Here is an 18,455-nt window from a genome sequence, read left to right as displayed (position 1 = left end):
GTGCTCAGAAGTAGTCGCCCGCCGTGAAGTGGCGGATGCCGTCCACCCGGGCCTCGCGGCGCAGCGGCCGGATCATCCCGGTGCGGTCGTCCTGCCGCACGGCCGCCGGAGCGAACGCGCGGACGGCGCGTTCCTCCGCGGCGAGCGCGGGGACGGCCAGCTCGCAGGTGCGGACGCCCGCCGCGGCCCAGTCCTCGGCCACGGCGTCCAGCAGGGTGCGACGCACCGCGGCAGGATCGGCCACGGTGGGATCGGTCGCGCTCTCGTGCAGCAGCCCGACGCCGTCGCGCACCTCCGCCACCGCGTAGCCGACCGTCGTCTCCGCCTCGGCGAACCGGTACAGCGTCGCGCCCCGTAGCCGCACCTCCGCCATCGTCCAGTCGCGGTCGCCGCGCACCGGAGCGAGCACGACCGCACCGGTGCGGGAGCGCTCGTAGACCTCGCGCACCGGGCCGAGGACACCGAGTCCCACGGACTCGCGCCTGATCGAGATGGGCTCTGCGACCGTCGCCGACGCCGCCCACGGCCCGGCCATCGTGCGGGGCATCGAGATGGTCGCGAAGCCGCTCGACCGGTACACCTCGGGAGTGCCGGTGAACAGCAGAGCCCAGTCGGCGTCACCCGCCGCGTCCAGGGTGGCCGCCACGAGCCGGCGGGCCAGTCCCCGACCGCGAGCCCGCTCGGCGACCGCGACGCTGCCGATCGCGTGCACCTGCGCCACCCCGCCGTCCGACTCCCGCAGGCGCTTCGGCAGCCCGTAGATCGACCCGCACAGGCCGTCGTCGTCGTCGGCGACGATCGTGTGATCCAGCCGCTCGTCGTCCACCAGCCACTGGTCCGGCGCGAGGGGCGGCGTGAAGGCGGCCGCCCACAGTGCAGCGAGGGCGGACTGATCCTCCGCGCGCGCCGACCGCACGAGCACGGCGCTCATGCCATCGAGGAGAGCTGGTCGCGGTGGACGGCGTGTCCGAGGGGCTGCCCCGCGGCGAAGGCGTCGAGCTCGTCCGCCACGATCCGCCCCTGTCGCAGCCGCCCCTGCCTGGTCCCGGCCGCGCGGTGCGGGGTGAGCAGCACCCGCGGGGCCGAGCGGAAGGGACTCTCCACGGGCAACGGCTCCTCGTCGAACACGTCGATCGCGGCGCTCAACCGACCGCGCTGGAGTTCGGCGAGCAGGGCGGCCTCGTCGACCAGCCACGAGCGCGCCGTGTTCACCAGGCCCGCGCCATCCGGCATCAGGGCGAGTTCGCGCGCACCGATCAGGTGGTGCGTCTCCGGCAACGTCGGGGCGTGCACCGCGACGATCTGCGCGCGGCGAAGCGCGGCGTCGAGCCCCACGAGCTCCGCCCCGAGGGACGACGCCTCGGCCGCGTCGAGCGTGGGGTCGACGAGCAGCGGCTGCGCGCCGAGCGCCCGGATCAGCTCGAGGTACGCCCGCCCGGTCCGGGAGGCGCCGATGACCGCGATGGGCGCCCCGAGGATCTCTTGCTGCACCCCGACGGCCTCCGCGTCCCACCAGCCGTCGCCGACGCGCAGGGCGTCATGCATCTCCGGCACCCGGTGCAGCAGGGCGAGCGTGAACGTCAGCGACACCTCCGCCACCGACCGGGCCATCCCCGCCCCGGCCTGCGTCACCCGCACGCCACGGTCGAACAGCGCGTCGGTGGCGAAGGGCTTGATCGTGGCGCCGGTGTGCGCGATGAGCTCGAGCTTCGGGAGGGTGGCGAGCACGGTGTCGTCGAAAGGACCCACGCCCCAGCTCGTCACCACGACGCGCGCCTCGTCGAGCACTGCCTCCGCGAGGCGGTCCACCCGCACGAACGACCCCCCGAGCCGCGCCGCGATGGTCTCCAGGCGGGCCGCATCGTCCGTCGAGAAGAACTCCGCGAACAGCTCGGCGGAGACGACCGCGACCACGGTCGGTGCGCCCGTCCCCGCGGTCATCGCAGCCAGGCCTCGAGGTTCTCGGCGATGAACGCGTCGTCGTTGAGCTCCGGGTACGCCTGCCGGACACGGGCGATCTCCTCCGCCTGCCCCGGGGAGAGGCCCTCGGCCGGGTCGAGGCACCAGATGCCTTCGAGGAGGCCCTGCTGGCGGAGCATCTCGTGCACCCCGGCGATGACCCCGTGGAAGTCGTTGCCCGGATCGAAAACGGCCTGATTCACGTCCACCATGTCCGAGGCACGGCGTCCCACCTCCCGGTAGGCCTCCGCGTCTCCCGCGAGGGCTCGGTGCACACGCTCCAGCAGCGCGACGGCCGCATGCGTGCCGACGGCCCACTGGCCCAGCAGCCCGCCGACGAACCGGAGGGTGCGCCGCCCGGACGGGGAGTCGACATGGAACTCGGAGAGCAGGTCGGCGACGATCGCGTCGTCGTTGCCGGTGTACAGCGCGATCTCGTCGGCGCGTCCCGAGGCGGCCACGCCGCGCACGAGCTCCAGCGTGCGATAACGGTCGAAGGGCGCCGCCTTCACGGCGACGACGGACGGGATCGCGGCGAACTCCCGCCAGAACTCGCGGTCGAGCACGGGCCCGCCGATCGCGGTCTGCAGATAGAAGCCGACCAGCGGCAGCACCTCGCCGACGGCGCGGGCGCGGTCGAGCAGGGCACGCTCGTCCGCACCCGCGACGCGGGGACTCACCAGCACGGCGTCGTAGCCGAGGGAGCGGGCGAGCTCCGCCTCGGCGACCGCCTGCGCGGTGTCGCCCGCCACTCCGGCGATGCGCACGAGGGTCGCGTCGCCGCGGGCGTCCATCTCCTCCGCGGCCAGCGCGAGCACCGGCTCGAAGAGCGCGTGCTCCGGGTCGCGGATCTCGAACTGCGTCGTGTGCACGCCGACGGCGAGGCCGCCGGCCCCGGCGTCGAGGTAGTAGCGGGACAGCGCCCGCTGCCGCCGCTCGTCGAGCGTGCGCTCTGCGGTGAGGGCGAGCGGATGGGCCGGGATCACGGCGCCGCGGGCCAGGGTCGCAGCGGCCTCAGGGCGCAGCGACGGCACGGTCGCCGTGTGCGCAGCGGCGTCGGTCATCAGAACTTCCCGTCCCGGACGGCCCACTTGGTGGGCTTGGCGATCATCGGCAGCCCGTCGCGGATCCAGCCGGCCTGCATGCGGATGAGCTCCTCGGAGGAGACGGACGGGTAGCCGAACAGGGCCATGCAGCGCCGGGCGTCGCTGAGCAGCGCGGTCGGCATCGGCTCGTCGACGATCTCGACCTCCCGCTCGAACAGGGCGCCGAAACGGTGGGCGATCGAGGAGACGCTGAGCAGCTCCGGTCCCGTGAGGTTGATCACGAAGGGGTCGGTGGAGGCGTGCGCGAGGCTCCGCAGCACGACCTCGTTCGCGTAGCCCTGCCAGATCACGTTGACGTTGGCGGTGGCGACCGAGACCGGCTCCCCCGCGTGCACGGCGCTGCCGATGTCGGCGAGCACCCCGTAGCGGAGGTCGACGGCGTAGTTCAGGCGGATGATCGCGACCTTGGTGCCGCGCTCCTGCGCCCCGAACTCGAACACGCGCTCCCGTCCGAGGCAGGACTGCGCGTACTCGCCGATCGGCGCGGGCGTGGTCTCCTCGGCGGCGCCGCCGGAGGAGGCGGGGACGAACGGGTACACGTTCCCGGTGGAGAGCACCGAGATCGCGCTGTCGCGGTAGCGGCGGGCGATGCGGTCGGGCAGAGCCGCGTTGACCTCCCAGGCCCAGGAGGCGTTGGTCGCGGCGCCGAACTTCGCGCCCACCATGAACACCACGTTCGGGGCATCGGGGAGACCGGAGAGGTCGTCGTTCTCGATGAGGTCGAACGGCACGACGCGCACCCCCGCGGCCTCCAGGCGCTCGCGGATGGCGGCGTCGCCGAAGCGGGAGACCGCGTACACCGCGTCGTCGGTGCGGCCGGCGGCGTCCAGGCCGCGCCGGGCGAGCATCGCCAGGGTCGGGCCCATCTTGCCGCCGGCGCCGAGGATCACGAGGTCTCCGGAGCCCTGCGCGAGGTCGGCCACGAGCCCGTCGCTCGGGGTGGCGAGCGCCTCCTCGAGCTCGGCCTCGGAGGCGAATGCGTACTGCGTCATGGTGGTGCGGTTCCCTTCTTCTCAGCCCTTGATCCCGGTGCCGGTGACGCCCTCCTGCACGTACCGCTGAGCGATGAGGTACGCGAGGAAGATCGGCAGCAGCGCCACGACGGAGCCGGCGAGCATGGTGCTGAGCGGCACATCCTGCTGCTGCAGCGACGAGATGCCCACGGTGAGGGTGAACATCGAGTTGGACTTGGCGATGATGAGCGGCCAGAGGAAGTCGTTCCAGTGCCAGAGGAAGACGAAGATCCCGAGCGTCGCGAGGATCGGCTTGCACAGCGGCAGCACGATCCGCAGGAAGATGCGGAACTCGCCGGCGCCGTCGATGCGGGCGGCCTCGAACAGCTCGTCCGGCAGGCCCTGGATGAACTGGCGCATCAAGAACACGGCCTGCGCGTTCGCGAGCGTCGGCAGGATGAGTCCCCAGTACGTGTCGATGCCGCCGAGGTTCGCCATGAGGATGAACGTCGGGATCAGCGTCACGTGGAACGGCACCATGACCATCGCCAGGAACGACCAGAACATGACCTCCTTGCCACGGAAGCGCTTCTTGGCGAAGGCGTATCCGGCGAGCGCGGAGAGGAACAGCACCGCCACGACCGACACGAGCGAGTAGACGAGCGTGTTGAAGAGCCAGACGAGGATGTTCTGTCCGCCGAGCACCTGCTCGTACGCCTCGAAGGAGATGTCGTTCCAGGGGATCAGCGAGCCGGGCAGCTCGACGACCATGCCCGGCTTCAGGCTCAGCATGACCATCGCATAGAAGGGGAAGAAGCTGAGGATGCCGGCGAGACTCAGCCAGATCCAGCGGACGGCGATGCCCCAGCCGGTCGGCTCGAGCGCGCGGAACGAGCGGCGCTTGCGCGCGGCGGGACGCGTCGCGGGTGGCGTCGTCTGCGTCGGCGGCTGCAGGAGGGCGGTCATTTCTGCTTTCCGATCACGAGGCGCTGGATGAGGGCGACCACGAGGGTCATGATGAACAGGGCCACGCCCACCGCGGCCGCGTAGCCGTAGTCGAAGTAGCGGAAGCCCTGGTCGTAGAGCATGTAGACGAGCGAGTAGCTGGCGTTCGCCGGGCCGCCCTGGGTCATCACGTAGATGACGTCGAAGACCTGGAAGGCGGCCGTCGTCTCGATCACCGCGAGGAAGAAGAACGTCGGGCGCAGGTGCGGGAGGATGATCCACCGGAAGCGCTGCCAGGCGTTCGCGCCGTCGACCAGCGCCGCCTCCTCCAGCTCGCGCGGTACGTCCTGCAGGGCGGCGATGAGGATCATCATCCCGTAGCCGAACCGGGACCAGACGCCGACGACGACGATCGCGGGGATCACGAGCACCGTGCTGCCGAGCCAGGAGCCGCCGAGGCCGAGCGGGGTCATCAGGGCGGACCACGGACCGTTGGCGGAGAAGATCCAGACGAAGATCGAGCCGGCCAGCACGAGCGAGGTGATGACGGGGAGGAAGAAGATCGAGCGGAAGAACCGGGCCCCGCGGAAGGCCCGTCGCACGCCGAGGGCCATGATCGTCGACAGCACGAGCGCGATCGGCACCGCGAAGACCGTGTAGACGAGGGTGGTCCCCAGCGCCCGCCAGAACAGCGGGTCGGCGACGAGGCGCTGGAAGTGGTCGAGGCCGCGCCAGGCGATCTCGCCGGAGATGTCGTAGTCGAAGAAGCTCAGCGCCACACCCGCGATGCTCGGGCCGAAGCGGAAGGCGATGAACAGCAGGAAGGCGGGGAGCACGAACAGGAACGCGACGCGCGCTTCCCGTCGGGCGAGCACCCGGGCGACCCGTCCTGCGGGCTTCGGCGCCGTGGTGGCCGTCGTCATTGTCGATTCCTCACGTGGGGGGCGGAGAGAGGGGGCGTGCGGCGGGTACCCGCACGCCCCCGGGGTGTCACTTCTGCAGCAGCGGGGCTGCGGCGGCCGCGGCGTCCTTCAGGGCGTCGGCCGGGGACTTCTGGCCGAGCAGGGCGGCCTGGATCTCCGGCGAGAGCACGCCCATGAGCGCACGGGAGCTGGCGTCGAGCTCGCCCACCGTGGTGTCGGGGACGTACTTCTCGACCTCGCCGAGGAGCGGGTCGTCGGCGTACAGCGGCTCGGTCGTGCTGAGGGCCGAGAAGAACCCGGCGGCCTTGAGGTACGGCTCGACGACGTCGGCACCGGTCGCGAACTCGGCGAACGCGGCTGCAGCCTCGGGGGCCTTCGAGCCCTTGAGCACGGACAGCGAGCCGACGGTGCCGTAGGCGACGGACTCCTCATCGGTCAGCGGCGCGAGGACCTTGACGTTCTCCTCGCCCCAGAACGGCGCGACCTCGGTCACGGCGTTGTTCCAGGTGCAGGCGACCTTGCCCTGGGCGATGGCGGTCTGCTCCAGCGGGACGTTGGTCGTGAGCGCCTCCGGGTCGAGCGCGCCCTCCTCGGCCAGGTCGGTCAGGAAGGTGAGCGCCTCTTCGCCGGCCTTGCTGTCGAAGCCGACCTCGCCGTCCTCGGTGTAGACCTCCCCGCCGGCCTGCCAGAGCAGCGGGTAGTAGGTGAGGTTGAGGGTGTTCTCGGCCGACGCCGGGTAGTTGAGGGCGTACATGCCCTTGTCGACGAAGGCCGGGGCCATCTCGGCGATGTCGTCCCAGGTCTCCGGGTACTCGGTCACGCCGGCGGCCTCGAACGCGGCCGCGTTGCAGATGAGGGGCTGCGCGCTGGTGAGGATCGGGGCGCCGAGGATGTCGCCGCCGAGCGTGACCGACTCCTTGACGTTGGGGAGCAGGTCGCCCTGGCGCTCCTCGCTGAGCAGGTCGTTCAGCGGCGCGATCGACTTCTGGTACGCCGCGAGCTGGTCGGGGATGAGGTAGACGACGTCCGGTCCCTTGCCGGCGGCGATCGCGGTCTGCAGGGCCTCGTCGCGGTTCGCCCACGGGAAGATCTCGTACTTCACGTTGACGTTCTCGTTCTCCTTCTCGAACGCCTCGATGGTCGAGCCCCAGAAGTCCTTGTGCATCGCCTCGTCGGCGATGACGGGGTAGAGCCAGACCGTGATGTCCTGCTCGCCCTCTGCGGTGTTGCCTCCGCCGGCCGAACATCCGGCCAACAGGGTGGCGGCCGCGACTCCCGCGACGACGCCGGTGATCTTGCTGACGCGCATGGTGCTCCTTTGCGTAAACCGTGCTGAGTACGGTTCATTATGACATTGGCTTTGGATAATTCGTCAAGCACAAGTTCTCAGAGGCTTGTTTCGGCCGTGTTTCTCGGCCGTGAACAACAATCCCCGATCTGAGAATCGGGTGTGCTAATTTGATCGCACCAACGGCGGAGACGAAGGAGGGACCCGATGGGCGCGACCAGTCCGCTCTCGATCGTGGCGCGGTCCGCACTCCGGCTGCGGGACGCGGGGCCGGCGACCGTCAGCGACCTCTCCCGCTCGCTCGAGGTCTCTCGCACCTCGGTGGAGAACGCCGTGGCGGTGCTCTCCGACTCCGGACTCCTCGTCGACGCTCCCGCGCAGAACGGCGGCGGCGCGGGGCGCCCGGCCCGCCGCTACTCCTTCCACGCCACGGCCGGTGTGGTGGTGGGCGTGGACATCGGGGTTGCGAGCGTGCGGGTCGTCGTCGCGGATCTCGCGGGCGTGGTCATCGCCCAGCGGGCGTTCCCCGGCGTCGCGGAGCAGCCGGACGGCCCGGCCAAGCTCGCCGCGGTGATCGACGACGTCCGCGGCACTCTCGCCCCGCTCTCGCTGCCGCGGACCGGTCTGCGGGCGATCGGCGTCTCCCTGCCCGGCATCGTCGACGACGACGGACGGGTCACCACCTCGGTCGTCATCCCGGAGTGGTCCGGCATCGACATCGGCTCGCAGCTGCGTCAGGCGTTCGGCTGCCCCGTGGCCGTCGACAACGGCGTGCGACTCGCGGCCGTCGCGGAGCACCACCTCGGCGTCGCGCAGCTCGTCGACGACGTCATCTACCTGTCCGTCGGCAACCGCATCGCCATGGGCCTCATCCTCGGGGGCCGTCCCCGACGCGGCATCCACAACGCGGCGGGAGACATCGGCCGCCTGGCGTTCCGTGGCCTGAACACCGAGACCGGGCAGATCTCGTGGCGCACCGCCCCGACGGCCGCCGAGGTGTTCGCCCTGGCGCGCACCGGAGAGCAGGCCGCCCAGGAGGAGCTCGACGGCTTCATCGATGAACTCGCCCACGGGATCGCGACCCTGATCATGACGGTCGACCCCGCCATGGTCGTGATCGGCGGCGGACTCTCGGCCGCGCACGAACAGCTGCTCGACCCCCTGCGCGCCGCTCTGCCCGGCCACCTCGGACTGCCGTTCCAGGTGCCCGTCGCAGAGGCACGGCTGGGAGCGGAAGCCGCCGCCCACGGCGCCGTCGTGCACGCGTTCCAGCGGCATCCGGGCGACATCTACGGCATCGAGGACATGCCCGCCCCACCGATCACCCCCCTGCCGCACGACCCCGCGGCCGGCGACGACCCCGAGGAGAAGCAGTGAGCACGTTGAAGGTCGGACTCATCGGCGCGGGCGGGATCTCCCGCGTGCACGCCGACGCCTGGCGGGCGCTCGGCGTGCAGGGCTTCGTCACCTCGAAGGAGGGCGCCGAGGAGATCGCCGCCGAGTACGGCTTCGAGGTCGTGCCCGACGTCGACGCGCTCCTCGAGAAGGTCGACGTCGTCGACATCGTCACCCCCAGCAGCACCCACGCCGACTTCGCCCTGCGCGCGATCGCCCGCGGGCTCGACGTGATCTGCGAGAAGCCGCTCGCCGCGACCGCGGAGGCCGCCGCCGAGGTGACCGCCGCCGCAGCCGCCGCGGGAGTGCGGCTGTTCCCCGCGCACGTCGTCCGGTACATGGGGGAGTACGCCCGCATCAAGGCCGGCATCGACGCCGGGCCGATCGGCATCCCCGCCGTGCAGCGCTTCCGTCGCCTCGGCGCCGCGCCCCAGGCCCCGTGGTTCTTCTCGGAGCGCGCCGGGGGCGGCGTCATCCGCGACCTCATGATCCACGACATCGATCAGGCGCTGTGGTTCGCCGGCCCGGTCGACAGCGTCTACGCCGTGCAGAACCCGCCGACGGTCGACGACCGTGTGCCGGCCCCGGTCACGGCGCACGTCGTGCTCACTCACCGCAACGGGGTCATCAGCCACGTGCACGCGAGCTGGGTGCAGCCCGGCATGCCCTTCCGCACGAGCGTCGAGGTCGCCGGCTCCGAGGGGCGCCTGCGCTACGACAGCGCCGAGGACCACACGCTGCGCACCGACGCCGTGCTCGTCGAGGGTGCGACCGACTACCTGCCGCCGATGTCACCGGAGGAGAGCCCGTACTACGCGGAGATCGCCGACTTCGTGGCCGCCATCGCGGAGGGACGCGACGCCGCCGTCACCCCGGAGGACGGGATCCGGGCGGTCGCGGTCGCCGAGGCCGCCTACGCCTCGATCGCCTCCGGAGCCCCGGTCGCCCTCCCCGCTTCGTCCCCCGCCGTCGCCGTCGCCGAGGAGGCCACCCGATGACCGCTCCCCGCCCGCTGCGGATCGCCGTGCTGTCCTTCGCGCACACGCACGCCCTCAGCTACGTGCACGCGCTGCAGCAGATGCCCGACGTCGAGCTGATCGCCGCCGACCCCGACGGCGCCTCCGCCCCGGACGACGCTCCGCGCGGCGCCGCTCTGGCCGCGGAGCTCGGGGTCGCCTACGTCGAGACCTACGAGGACGCCTTCGCGTGGGGCCCCGACGCGGTCGTGGTGGCCGCCGAGAACTCCCGTCACCGCGCCCTCGTCGAGCAGGCCGCCGCGGCCGGCGTGCACGTGCTGTGCGAGAAGCCGCTCGCGACGACCGTCGAGGACGCGATCGCGATGCGCGACGCCTGCGACCGGGCGGGCGTGCTGCTCATGGTGGCGTACCCGGTGCGCTTCTCCCCCGCGGTGCGTGATGCGGTCGCCGAGCTGCGCAGCGGACGCCTCGGGGCGATCCTCGGCGTCACCGGCATCAACAACGGCAAGCTGCCGCAGGACCGGGCCTGGTTCACTGACCCCGAGCTCGCCGGCGGCGGTGCCCTGGTCGACCACGTCGTGCACTGCGCCGATCTCCTCGACGAGCTCCTGGGAGAGCGCGCGCAGACCGTCCGCGCGGTGTCGAACAGCATCCTGCACGGGGAGCGCGACCTCGCGGTCGAGACGGGGGGCCTCGTGACGATCCAGTATCCGAGCGGCGTGGTCGCCACGATCGACTGCTCGTGGAGCTGGCCGATGAGCTCGGCGACCTGGGGCGGCCTCACCCTCGAGGTCGTGGCAGAGCGCGGGACCGTGACCGTGAGCCCCTTCGCGAAGGGCGTGGCCGGGCACGATGCCCACGGAGAGACCTGGACCCCGGTCGGGGCCGACCTCGACGCCCTGCTGCTCGAGGAGTTCGTGCAGGCCGTCCGCGCGGGCCGTCAGCCCCAGCCCGACGCCGGTGTCGGCATCCGCACCGTCGAGATCGTGAAGGCCGCCCAGGAGTCCGCGTCCCGCGCCGGCACCCCCATCCCCCTCTAGCCCCGGGGCGTGCGCACGTGCGGGATCGAAAACGCCCCTCCCGCACGCGCCCCCGGCACGTTTCCCATCCCGCACCCACGGCGTCCCCCCGTGCGAGATCAAACCCGCGCCTTCCGCTCTGGTCCCCGGCCCGTTTCCCGTCCCGCACCTGACTCGGGACCCGCGGGTGCGCTTCTCGTCCCGCACGGAGACGGTGCGCGCATGGTCGAGTACCGCCTCTCCCGGACTGGGGTGCCGGCGGAGGGGCATGTATCCGGCACCGCGGGTGTTGCACCGGAGGCCGCAGCGACACGGAGGAGACATCATGCGCATCGACCTCGCCGGGAGAACCGCCCTCGTCACGGGTTCCACTCAGGGCATCGGACTCGCCATCGCCACGACCCTCGCCGACGCGGGAGCGCGGGTCGCGGTCAACGGCCGGAACCCCGAGACCGTGTCGTCGGTCATCGCCACGCTGCAGGAGGAGGATCCGGACCGGAACCTCGTCCCGGCCCCGGGCGACGTCACCACGGAGGACGGTGCCGCTGCGGTCCTCGCCGCCACCGGAGACGTGGACATCCTCGTCAACAACCTCGGCATCTTCGGAGCGACCCCCGCGCTCGACATCTCCGACGACGAGTGGCGGCGGTATTTCGAGGTGAACGTGCTCGCCGCCGTCCGGCTCATCCGCGCGACCCTGCCCGGTATGACCGAGCGCGGCTGGGGTCGGGTGCTCGACATCGCCAGCGACTCCGCGGTCGTGATCCCCGCCGAGATGATCCACTACGGGATGTCGAAGACCGCGCTGCTCGCGGTGTCCCGGGGTTTCGCGAAGGAGGCGGCCGGCACGGGCGTGACGGTGAACTCGGTGCTCGCGGGCCCGACCCACACCGGCGGCGTGGAGGACTTCGTGTACTCGCTCGTGGATCCGCAGCTGCCGTGGGAGGAGGCGCAGCGTGAGTTCATGCGCGTGCACCGCCCCCAGTCCCTGCTGCAGCGGCTCATCGAGCCGGAGGAGATCGCGAACATGGTCGCGTACCTCGCGTCCCCGCTCGCCTCGGCGACGACGGGCGCCGCGGTCCGCGTCGACGGCGGTTACATCGACGCCATCATCCCCTGATCCTTCGAATCGCGCACGTGGCGGCATCTCCGGTCGGAATGGGGCCATTCGGGCGATTCGAAACGGAGGGGTAAGCTGGACCCGGAGAAGCACGGAGAGGCGGTGATGGCGATGTCCGACGATAGTAACGACGCCGCCCTCGCTGCGTCGCGCTTCCCTGCATCTGCGCGTTGAGCTCCCGCTCCGCGTCCGTGCCTCTCGCCTCGCAGTCATCGGCGGCGTCTCCTGCCCCCTGACGAATCCGCACGCAGACCCTGGTCTGCGTGCACCCGCGAGAACGGAGCCGCATCATGGCGCTCATCGACAACGGCGTGTACGTCCACGGACGTCGCGTGGAGACCCCGAAGAACCTGGACGAGACCTACCGGATGCTGGATGCCGCCGGCGGGATCGCGTGGATCGGTCTGTATCGACCGAGTCCCGAGGAGGTCGCGTCCGTCGCTCGGGAGTTCGATCTGCATCCGCTCGCCGTCGAGGACGCGCTCTCGGGGCATCAGCGCTCGAAGGTGGAGCGCTACGGCGACACCCTCTTCGCCGTGCTGCGCCCCGCTCGGTACCGCGACAAGGAGGAGTCGATCGAGTTCGGGGAGCTGCACCTGTTCATCGGCCCCGACTTCGTGGTGACGATCCGCCACGCCGAGTCGCCGAACCTGGCCGCGGTCCGCCGCCGGATGGAGGCGAACCCGGAGCTGCTCGCGATGGGACCGGAGGCGGTGTTCTACGCGATCCTCGACGAGGTCGTGGACGAGTACGAGCCCGTCGTCGCCGGCCTCGAGAACGACATCGACGAGATCGAGGACCAGCTCTTCGGCGACAGCGACGACGACGCCCTCTCCCGCCGCATCTACGAGCTCTCCCGCGAGGTCATCAACTTCCAGCGCGCCGTGCACCCCCTGAGCGGCATGCTGGAGTGGCTGCGCCGCGGGTCGGAGAAGTACCGGATTGACGAGGAGCTGCAGCGCTCGCTCCGCGACGTGCTCGACCACACGATCCGCGTCAACGAGCGCGTGGACTCGTTCCGGGCGATCCTGGAGAACGCCCTCACGGTGCAGTCGGCCCTCGTCGCCCGGCGGCATTCGGAGGCGGGCTTGGCCCAGAACGACGAGATCAAGAAGATCTCCTCGTGGGCGGCCATCATCTTCGCACCCACGCTCGTCGGCACCGTCTACGGCATGAACTTCGACGTGATGCCCGAGCTGCACTGGGCGTTCGGCTATCCGATGGCGATCGGGGCGATGCTTGCCTTCGCCGTCGGCCTGTTCGGGGTGTTCAAGTACAAGAAGTGGTTGTGACGCGCAGGCTGTCACGCCGATTCAGGCCATCGCTTCCGAAAAGCGCCTGAACCGGCGTGACCGCCTGTCTCATCGAACAGCGATCACGGGGAACGCCGGGTCGTCGCCGGAGGTCGCGGGGATCTGCAGCTGGGCCTTCTGCGCCGAGTCCAGCGTGAGGGTCCACCGCAGCCCCCGAGCCGTCCGCTCGACCTCGCCCACCGGCGGCACGGGGACCTCGACATCCGCGAACGCCGTCAGATCGATGTCCACGACAGCCCGTCCTCCCACTGCCCCGGCGTTGGCGAGGTCCAGGACGATCAGCGTGTCCTGCGCGGCTCCCGGCTGCGGGGACAGCTCGACCGAGTAGCCGATCGCCGACTTCGTGTGCACCGAGAACCGGATCGGCGCGGTGGTGGCCGAGGTGTCGGTGCCCATGACCGTCCGGGCCACGACCTCGTAGGTCCCCTGCGTCAGCGGCGCGTCCACCGTCCAGGTGCCGTCGTCGCGCACGGTCACGAACCGCAGGAACGGCGTGAGCTCCCCGTCGCGCACGTGCACGCGGACGCGCGAGCCCGGGACGCCGGTACCCGAGATCGTCGTGGTGGTCGCCGCGACCGTGGTTCCGGCCTTCGGGGTGAGGATGGTCGGCGCAGCCGGAGAAGTGCGGATGACTATGGGCGCACGGGCCGCGCCGGCGGTCAGAGTGCTCACGCCCGCAGGGGCATCCGCCGGGATGGGGAACACGGTCGCGAACCGTCCCTGCCCGTCGGTCTGCACCGGCATGGTGGCCGTGCCCACGCGAAGCTCCACACGGCTCCGCGGCGGATACCCGCTGCCCGTCACCCGGAACGGCTGACCGGTGAGGGCGACACGGGAGTAGACGCCGACGGCGGGGACGGAGGCGCCGATGTCGGCGTCCATGAGGCCTGCGCCCATCCGGTCCGGCCCTTCGTCCGCGACCCCGTCGGCCGTTGCCGTGATACGGCGCGTGACCTCGTCCGGGGTGAGCGTCGGGTCGGCCGCGAGCAGCCGCGCGGCGAGCCCCGCGACGTGCGGGGAGGCCATGGAGGTGCCGGGGAACAGCGCGTAGATCGAGCCGTCGTCCTGACGGGTCACCGCAGACCAGACGACGCCGGGTGCGGTGACGGTGACCGTGCCCGCTCCGTAGTTGGAGAATCGGGCCATGACGACGGCGCCGCTGGTCTCGTCCTGGTCGGCGGCGGCGACCGAGATCACGTCGGGCAGCCCGGCCGGGGCCTTCAGGCACGACGAGTCGACCGGCCGCGGCTCGGGTGCACCGTCATTGGGGCTGACGACGTCGGTGGTCATGGTGGCGAGGTCCTGCGCCTCGTTGCCCACGGCGGCGACGCTGACGACGCCCTGCTCATGCGCGTACGCATACGTGCGCCGAAGGGCTTCGAGCGCGGCGGACTGCGTCTCGTCGCCGGCGCACCAGACGTACCAGGGGTCGACGTAGTAGCTGTGGTTCACGACCGGGATGTCGTGCCGGACCGCCCACATCGTGGCGCAGATGCTGGCCTCCGGGTAGATGTGCCCTGTCTGGTTGTCGACCTTGATGGCCGCGACGCGCGCGTCCGGGGCGATCCCCCGGATGCCGGCGCCGTCGGCAGCGCCCGCGATGCTGCCTGCCACGTGGGTTCCGTGGGCCCCGGAGAGTCCCGCTTCCGGAGCCCACGCCGCCGGTCGGGTGTCCGGGACGCCGTTGATGCCACAGCCGACCGAGAGAGCGGGGTCGATGCGGTCGGCGAGGTCGGGGTGCCCCGCATCGATGCCGTTGTCCGCGACCCCGACGACCACACCTGCGCCGCCCGGGGTCGTCGCGCCGACGGCGACCGTGTCCCACGCGGTGCCCTCGGCAGGCATCGCCTCGGGTTCCTCCGTGACGCCTGCCGCGGACTCGGCGGGGTCGGGGAGGCGGTCGGGCGTGGTCGACGTGCGGGTGGGACCGACGGACTGCACCCACGGGAGGTCGCGGAGCTGCGCGGCGAACCCGCCCTCGGGCGCCCGGACGACGGTGACCCCGATCTCCGGGTACGAGATCAGGAACGTCCCTCCCGCGTCGGCGATGGCCGCACGCAGCGTCTCCTCGCTCGGACCGCCGGGGGCGGTGTTCACGACCCAGTTCAGGGCGGGGGTGTCGGGGGCGACCTCCGCAGCCGCCGGGAGCGGGGATGACGGGATCGCGAGGGCGAGAACGGCACCGACGGCGAGCGCCACGCCGATGCCACGGGAGAGGGGACGGATCACAGCAGCCTGCCTTTCGAACGCGGCCCTGGGCCGTCGAGTCGGGATGGTCCAGTGAACAAGAGGCGCGAAGGGGTGTTCGATTACGCGCGACCCTGGGCCGAGGTCGCGGAAGAACCAGGGGCCACGGAAGGCAGGATGCGCGAGACTGGAAGCATGGCGCTCGAAATCCTCCTGTCCCGCATCGTCGAGAGCGGTCTGCTCGAAGACCCCGTCTCCGAGAACGGTCTCGTCTACGGACGGGCGAGCCTGGACGCCGCCGGCACCGTCGTGAACGTGAACGTGGATCCCGAGCTCGACGGCGACGAGAGCGCGGAGGACATGGATCCGGACGAGCTCGTGGCGGCCATCGCGCGCGTGCTCTCGATGAGCGAGAAGCGGTGGCGGGCGATCGTCGAGGAGGTCGCGCTCGACATCGAGGATGCGGTGGACGAGGAGCCGGTGGTCGAGCAGGTCGACCTGCGGGACGACCTCGAGGCCACGTCGGTCGTGGTGTTCGCGGACGCCGTGCTGCTCGCGTTCGTCGCCCCCCGGCAGTTCCCGGAGTCGCGCATCCTCGTGCAGCTCGATGAGGAGCTGGAGGTCGACGGCATCGAGGTGCGCGAGCCCGACGGCACCGAGGTCATCGACGTCGACACGCTCGACGAGCTGATGGACCTCATCAGCCGCGCCGACCGCGACTGACCCCGCCGACGCGCGGAAACAGGCGAACGCGCGAGCACAGGCCACCCCAGAGGAATGGGCCTGCACCCGCGCGTTCGCCTGAGTTCCGGCTAGCGCGCGCTGCCGTAGTAGGTGACGTTGGGGAAGGCGAAACCGTCGCCGTTCCCGTTCCAGACACCGGTGAAGGTGATCACGACCGTCTCACCCGAGGCGAGGGGTCCCTTCCAGTCGATGCTGTCGCCGCTCACGGTGACGGTGCCGCGGTTGGCCGTCACGCTCGACGGGTTCCAGCTGGAATCGTCGAGGATGCCCGCCAGCGTGTATGCGATCTCCGCGTTCGCCGAGTCGACGTTGCCGTTGTTGCCGAACTCCATCCGGTACGTCACGGCCTGGCCCGGCGTCGGGTCGGTCGGGTTCGAGTTGAACGTGTACTGGAAGAACTCGCGCTTGACGGTGTCGGTGTCGGTCGCGCAGACGTTCGCCGCGTTACCGGCGACCGCGCAGGCCTGGTTGGTCAGCGCCCCGGGAGGAGCCGACTGGTTGACCTTGGCGTTCACCTTCAGCGTGATCGACTGCCCTGCCTCGAGTGTGCCGAGGTTGGCGGTCACGGTGCGCCCGGAGGCGCTCATCGTCGCACCCGACGGGCCGCTGCCCGAGACGAAGTCGAGACCGGCCGGGAGCGGGTCGCTGACCACGACGTTCGTGGCCGCACCGTCGCCGGTGTTCCGCACGACGATGTCGTACGTCAGGTCCTGTCCGAGCTTCACATCACCCTGACCGTCGTCCTTGCTGATCGTCAGCACGGGCGTGGTCTTCTTGGTGATGGTGGTGTCGTCCCAGTCACAGGCCTGGTTCGTGGCGGTTCCCACGGCGCAGGCGTTGTTGCGCAGGTTCCCGATCGGCGTGGATGCCCCGACGGTCGCCTTCACGGTGATCGTCGAGGACGCGCCAGGAGCGAGCGATGGGATCGTGCCCTGGACGCGCTGCCCGGTGACCGACACCTGACCGGTCGTGCCAGCGGTGTACGAGGCGGTGATACCGGTGAGCCCGGCCGGCAGGTCGTCGCTGACGACGACGTTGCTCGCCGCAGCGGTGCCGGTGTTGCGCACCACGATGTCGTACGAGAGCTGGTCGCCGATCACGGCGCTGTCGCGGTGATCGTTCTTGTCCACCGTCAGCGCGGGCGCCGTCGGCTTGTCCACGTCGATGTCGATGCTGTGCAGGTCGCTCGGCACCTTCGTCCAGGTCGGCACGAGCCCGAGGAACGCGCCCTTCGAGCGCATGCTGAGCTGGAACTCCACCTTCGAGACCGTGCCGTTGACCTGCACCGTGCCGGTCTTGGCGGCGAAGGAGGTCGAGGTGATCGTGTTCGACGTCACGTCCAGGTTGCCGCTCACGGCGCTGAGGCTCACCCCGGAGGTCTTCAGCGTGTACTTCGCCGAGGACTGCACGACGCCGCCGATGGAGTACACGTCACCGCCGAGGTTGGCGAGGGTGATCTTCGGGTTCGTCACCTGCTGGCCGAAGTCGACCACGACGTTCCCGCGGACGCACTCGATGCCGTTCTTGCAGGGGTAGCCCTCGTTGAGGCCGATCACGTTGAGCCCGAGCTCCCCGCCGTCGCGCACGGTGGCGAGATTGACGACGTCACCGGAGCTCTTGATCTGCACCTTGTCGGTGGTGGTGATGCGGGCCGTCGCTCCGGCGGCCGACGCGGTGCGGGTGTCTCCCGATCCGCTCCAGCCGTTGACGTCGGCCGCCGAGGCGGCGGGGGCACCCGCGAGGGCGCCCGCCGCCAGAGCGGTGAGCACCCCCACGGTCAGCGCACCGCGAAGAAAGGATGTCTTCTTCACAGGTCTCTGTTCCTCCGTGTCTGTCCGGCGCCCGTCACCGGGTCGCCGAGGGACGACGACGCAGCGCGAACGCGCCGGCAGCTCCGACGGCGATCACACCGGCACCCGCGAGTCCGACGGCAGGATCGGCCACCGGCACCGGCGGACGCTCGGCGAAGGTGTGGCTGTAGTTGTAGGTGAAGCGGTGGTCGTCGGTGAAGACGCCACCGGTGTAGAGCACCTTGGCGCTGTTGGTGATCTGCGGACCCCAGTAGTCGGCGTCGACGGTGAACGTCGCCATCGGGGTGACGATGCTGGTGCCGCCGTCGTGCGTGACGTTGAACGTCCAGACGACGTTCCCACCGACGAGCTGACCGCCGCTGGTCGCCGACGCGAAGGTCGTGTGCGCCGGCACGGGCAGGATCACCTTGTAGACGCCGTCGATCTGCTCGTCGTTGACGAGCTGCACGATCGCGCCCTCCTTGATCTCCGACCCCGGCGTCACGCCCGTCGCGGCCGTCTGGGTGGCTCGACCCAGATAGCCGCGGGTCGAGGCCTGACCGTCGACGTCTTCCGTGCTGCGGACCGAGGAGATGCCGCCGCTCGATGCGCCGTCGGTGGAGTCGGGCTGGTCGGCGGCCATGGCCCCCTGCGCGCCGAGGAGCGAGCCCCCGACGATCAGCAGGCCGACACCGGCGCTGCACGCGGTCTTGAGGATGCTCTTCATGATGAGCCT

16 protein-coding genes are annotated in these 18,455 nt (G+C 71.0%); 6 read left to right on the top strand and 10 right to left on the bottom strand.

Translation table 11 applies throughout. The features are described from left to right. Positions 1-4: 4 nt before the first annotated feature. The 7 genes from AB0310_RS10885 to AB0310_RS10855 all read right to left on the bottom strand — a co-directional run bounded on the left by AB0310_RS10885 (position 5) and on the right by AB0310_RS10855 (position 7,195). Positions 5-931 carry a GNAT family N-acetyltransferase gene (locus tag AB0310_RS10885; protein ID WP_366237230.1) on the bottom strand — a complete coding sequence of 309 codons (927 nt, stop codon included), beginning with the start codon at positions 929-931 and terminating at the stop codon, positions 5-7. Continuing rightward, positions 928-1,941, bottom strand: a complete 1,014-nt coding sequence (locus tag AB0310_RS10880; protein ID WP_366237229.1) for a hydroxyacid dehydrogenase — start codon at positions 1,939-1,941, stop codon at positions 928-930. The genes AB0310_RS10885 and AB0310_RS10880 overlap by 4 nt, the downstream gene beginning before the upstream one ends. After that, on the bottom strand, positions 1,938-3,023 hold the full coding sequence (locus AB0310_RS10875; protein ID WP_187662932.1) for a dihydrodipicolinate synthase family protein: 1,086 nt from the start codon (positions 3,021-3,023) through the stop codon (positions 1,938-1,940). Before AB0310_RS10875 ends, AB0310_RS10880 begins: the two co-directional genes overlap by 4 nt. Further along, on the bottom strand, positions 3,023-4,057 hold the full coding sequence (locus AB0310_RS10870) for an NAD-dependent epimerase/dehydratase family protein (protein ID WP_363445164.1): 1,035 nt from the start codon (positions 4,055-4,057) through the stop codon (positions 3,023-3,025). The genes AB0310_RS10875 and AB0310_RS10870 overlap by 1 nt, the downstream gene beginning before the upstream one ends. Before the next feature lie 21 nt (positions 4,058-4,078). After that, complete coding sequence (locus tag AB0310_RS10865) at positions 4,079-4,984, bottom strand: carbohydrate ABC transporter permease (RefSeq protein WP_366237228.1); 906 nt, start codon at positions 4,982-4,984, stop codon at positions 4,079-4,081. Beyond that, positions 4,981-5,886, bottom strand: coding sequence for a carbohydrate ABC transporter permease (locus AB0310_RS10860; protein WP_187662929.1), 906 nt, complete (start codon positions 5,884-5,886; stop codon positions 4,981-4,983). The genes AB0310_RS10865 and AB0310_RS10860 overlap by 4 nt, the downstream gene beginning before the upstream one ends. 67 nt (positions 5,887-5,953) lie before the next feature. Further along, entirely contained in the window at positions 5,954-7,195 is a 1,242-nt protein-coding gene (locus AB0310_RS10855; RefSeq protein ID WP_366237227.1) for an ABC transporter substrate-binding protein, read from the bottom strand. A gap of 186 nt (positions 7,196-7,381) precedes the next feature. Between AB0310_RS10855 and AB0310_RS10850 the strand changes: the two genes are divergently transcribed. From AB0310_RS10850 to corA, 5 genes are all read left to right on the top strand, one after another. Then, complete coding sequence (locus AB0310_RS10850; protein ID WP_363445169.1) at positions 7,382-8,551, top strand: ROK family transcriptional regulator; 1,170 nt, start codon at positions 7,382-7,384, stop codon at positions 8,549-8,551. Further along, positions 8,548-9,567, top strand: coding sequence for a Gfo/Idh/MocA family protein (locus tag AB0310_RS10845; protein ID WP_366237226.1), 1,020 nt, complete (start codon positions 8,548-8,550; stop codon positions 9,565-9,567). Before AB0310_RS10850 ends, AB0310_RS10845 begins: the two co-directional genes overlap by 4 nt. Next, complete coding sequence (locus tag AB0310_RS10840) at positions 9,564-10,586, top strand: Gfo/Idh/MocA family protein (RefSeq protein WP_187662925.1); 1,023 nt, start codon at positions 9,564-9,566, stop codon at positions 10,584-10,586. Before AB0310_RS10845 ends, AB0310_RS10840 begins: the two co-directional genes overlap by 4 nt. A 304-nt stretch (positions 10,587-10,890) precedes the next feature. Next, a complete protein-coding gene (locus AB0310_RS10835) occupies positions 10,891-11,685 on the top strand; it encodes an SDR family NAD(P)-dependent oxidoreductase (RefSeq protein WP_366237225.1) in 795 nt (264 codons plus the stop codon). A 290-nt stretch (positions 11,686-11,975) separates the two neighbouring features. Further along, on the top strand, positions 11,976-12,977 hold the full coding sequence (gene corA, locus AB0310_RS10830; protein WP_187662923.1) for a magnesium/cobalt transporter CorA: 1,002 nt from the start codon (positions 11,976-11,978) through the stop codon (positions 12,975-12,977). Between the two features lie 69 nt (positions 12,978-13,046). Here corA and AB0310_RS10825 read toward each other — a convergent pair whose 3' ends face one another. Beyond that, on the bottom strand, positions 13,047-15,227 hold the full coding sequence (locus AB0310_RS10825) for a S8 family peptidase (RefSeq protein WP_366237224.1): 2,181 nt from the start codon (positions 15,225-15,227) through the stop codon (positions 13,047-13,049). Between the two features lie 153 nt (positions 15,228-15,380). Between AB0310_RS10825 and AB0310_RS10820 the strand changes: the two genes are divergently transcribed. Further along, complete coding sequence (locus AB0310_RS10820) at positions 15,381-15,908, top strand: cytochrome C5 (protein WP_259951761.1); 528 nt, start codon at positions 15,381-15,383, stop codon at positions 15,906-15,908. A gap of 89 nt (positions 15,909-15,997) precedes the next feature. On the opposite strand, the gene AB0310_RS10815 is transcribed toward AB0310_RS10820, so the two are convergent. Together AB0310_RS10815 and AB0310_RS10810 are read right to left on the bottom strand one after the other, a co-directional pair. Beyond that, a complete protein-coding gene (locus AB0310_RS10815; protein ID WP_366237223.1) occupies positions 15,998-17,740 on the bottom strand; it encodes a DUF7927 domain-containing protein in 1,743 nt (580 codons plus the stop codon). 34 nt (positions 17,741-17,774) lie between these two features. Next, on the bottom strand, positions 17,775-18,446 hold the full coding sequence (locus AB0310_RS10810) for a hypothetical protein (RefSeq protein WP_187662919.1): 672 nt from the start codon (positions 18,444-18,446) through the stop codon (positions 17,775-17,777). Positions 18,447-18,455 lie beyond the last annotated feature (9 nt).

This window comes from Microbacterium meiriae, assembly GCF_040702565.1.
Taxonomy (GTDB): Bacteria; Actinomycetota; Actinomycetes; order Actinomycetales; family Microbacteriaceae; genus Microbacterium; species Microbacterium meiriae.
The sequence above is the reverse complement of the archived record's forward strand: the minus strand, read 5'-3'. Positions and strand labels throughout refer to the sequence as shown.

Bases quoted from the DNA above. Each gene is read 5' to 3' on its own strand.
- AB0310_RS10885 (WP_366237230.1), bottom strand. From the start codon at position 931: ATGAGCGCCGTGCTCGTGCGGTCGGCGCGCGCGGAGGATCAGTCCGCC.
- AB0310_RS10880 (WP_366237229.1), bottom strand. From the start codon at position 1,941: ATGACCGCGGGGACGGGCGCACCGACCGTGGTCGCGGTCGTCTCCGCC.
- AB0310_RS10875 (WP_187662932.1), bottom strand. From the start codon at position 3,023: ATGACCGACGCCGCTGCGCACACGGCGACCGTGCCGTCGCTGCGCCCT.
- AB0310_RS10870 (WP_363445164.1), bottom strand. From the start codon at position 4,057: ATGACGCAGTACGCATTCGCCTCCGAGGCCGAGCTCGAGGAGGCGCTC.
- AB0310_RS10865 (WP_366237228.1), bottom strand. From the start codon at position 4,984: ATGACCGCCCTCCTGCAGCCGCCGACGCAGACGACGCCACCCGCGACG.
- AB0310_RS10860 (WP_187662929.1), bottom strand. From the start codon at position 5,886: ATGACGACGGCCACCACGGCGCCGAAGCCCGCAGGACGGGTCGCCCGG.
- AB0310_RS10855 (WP_366237227.1), bottom strand. From the start codon at position 7,195: ATGCGCGTCAGCAAGATCACCGGCGTCGTCGCGGGAGTCGCGGCCGCC.
- AB0310_RS10850 (WP_363445169.1), top strand. From the start codon at position 7,382: ATGGGCGCGACCAGTCCGCTCTCGATCGTGGCGCGGTCCGCACTCCGG.
- AB0310_RS10840 (WP_187662925.1), top strand. From the start codon at position 9,564: ATGACCGCTCCCCGCCCGCTGCGGATCGCCGTGCTGTCCTTCGCGCAC.
- AB0310_RS10835 (WP_366237225.1), top strand. From the start codon at position 10,891: ATGCGCATCGACCTCGCCGGGAGAACCGCCCTCGTCACGGGTTCCACT.
- corA (WP_187662923.1), top strand. From the start codon at position 11,976: ATGGCGCTCATCGACAACGGCGTGTACGTCCACGGACGTCGCGTGGAG.
- AB0310_RS10820 (WP_259951761.1), top strand. From the start codon at position 15,381: ATGGCGCTCGAAATCCTCCTGTCCCGCATCGTCGAGAGCGGTCTGCTC.
- AB0310_RS10810 (WP_187662919.1), bottom strand. From the start codon at position 18,446: ATGAAGAGCATCCTCAAGACCGCGTGCAGCGCCGGTGTCGGCCTGCTG.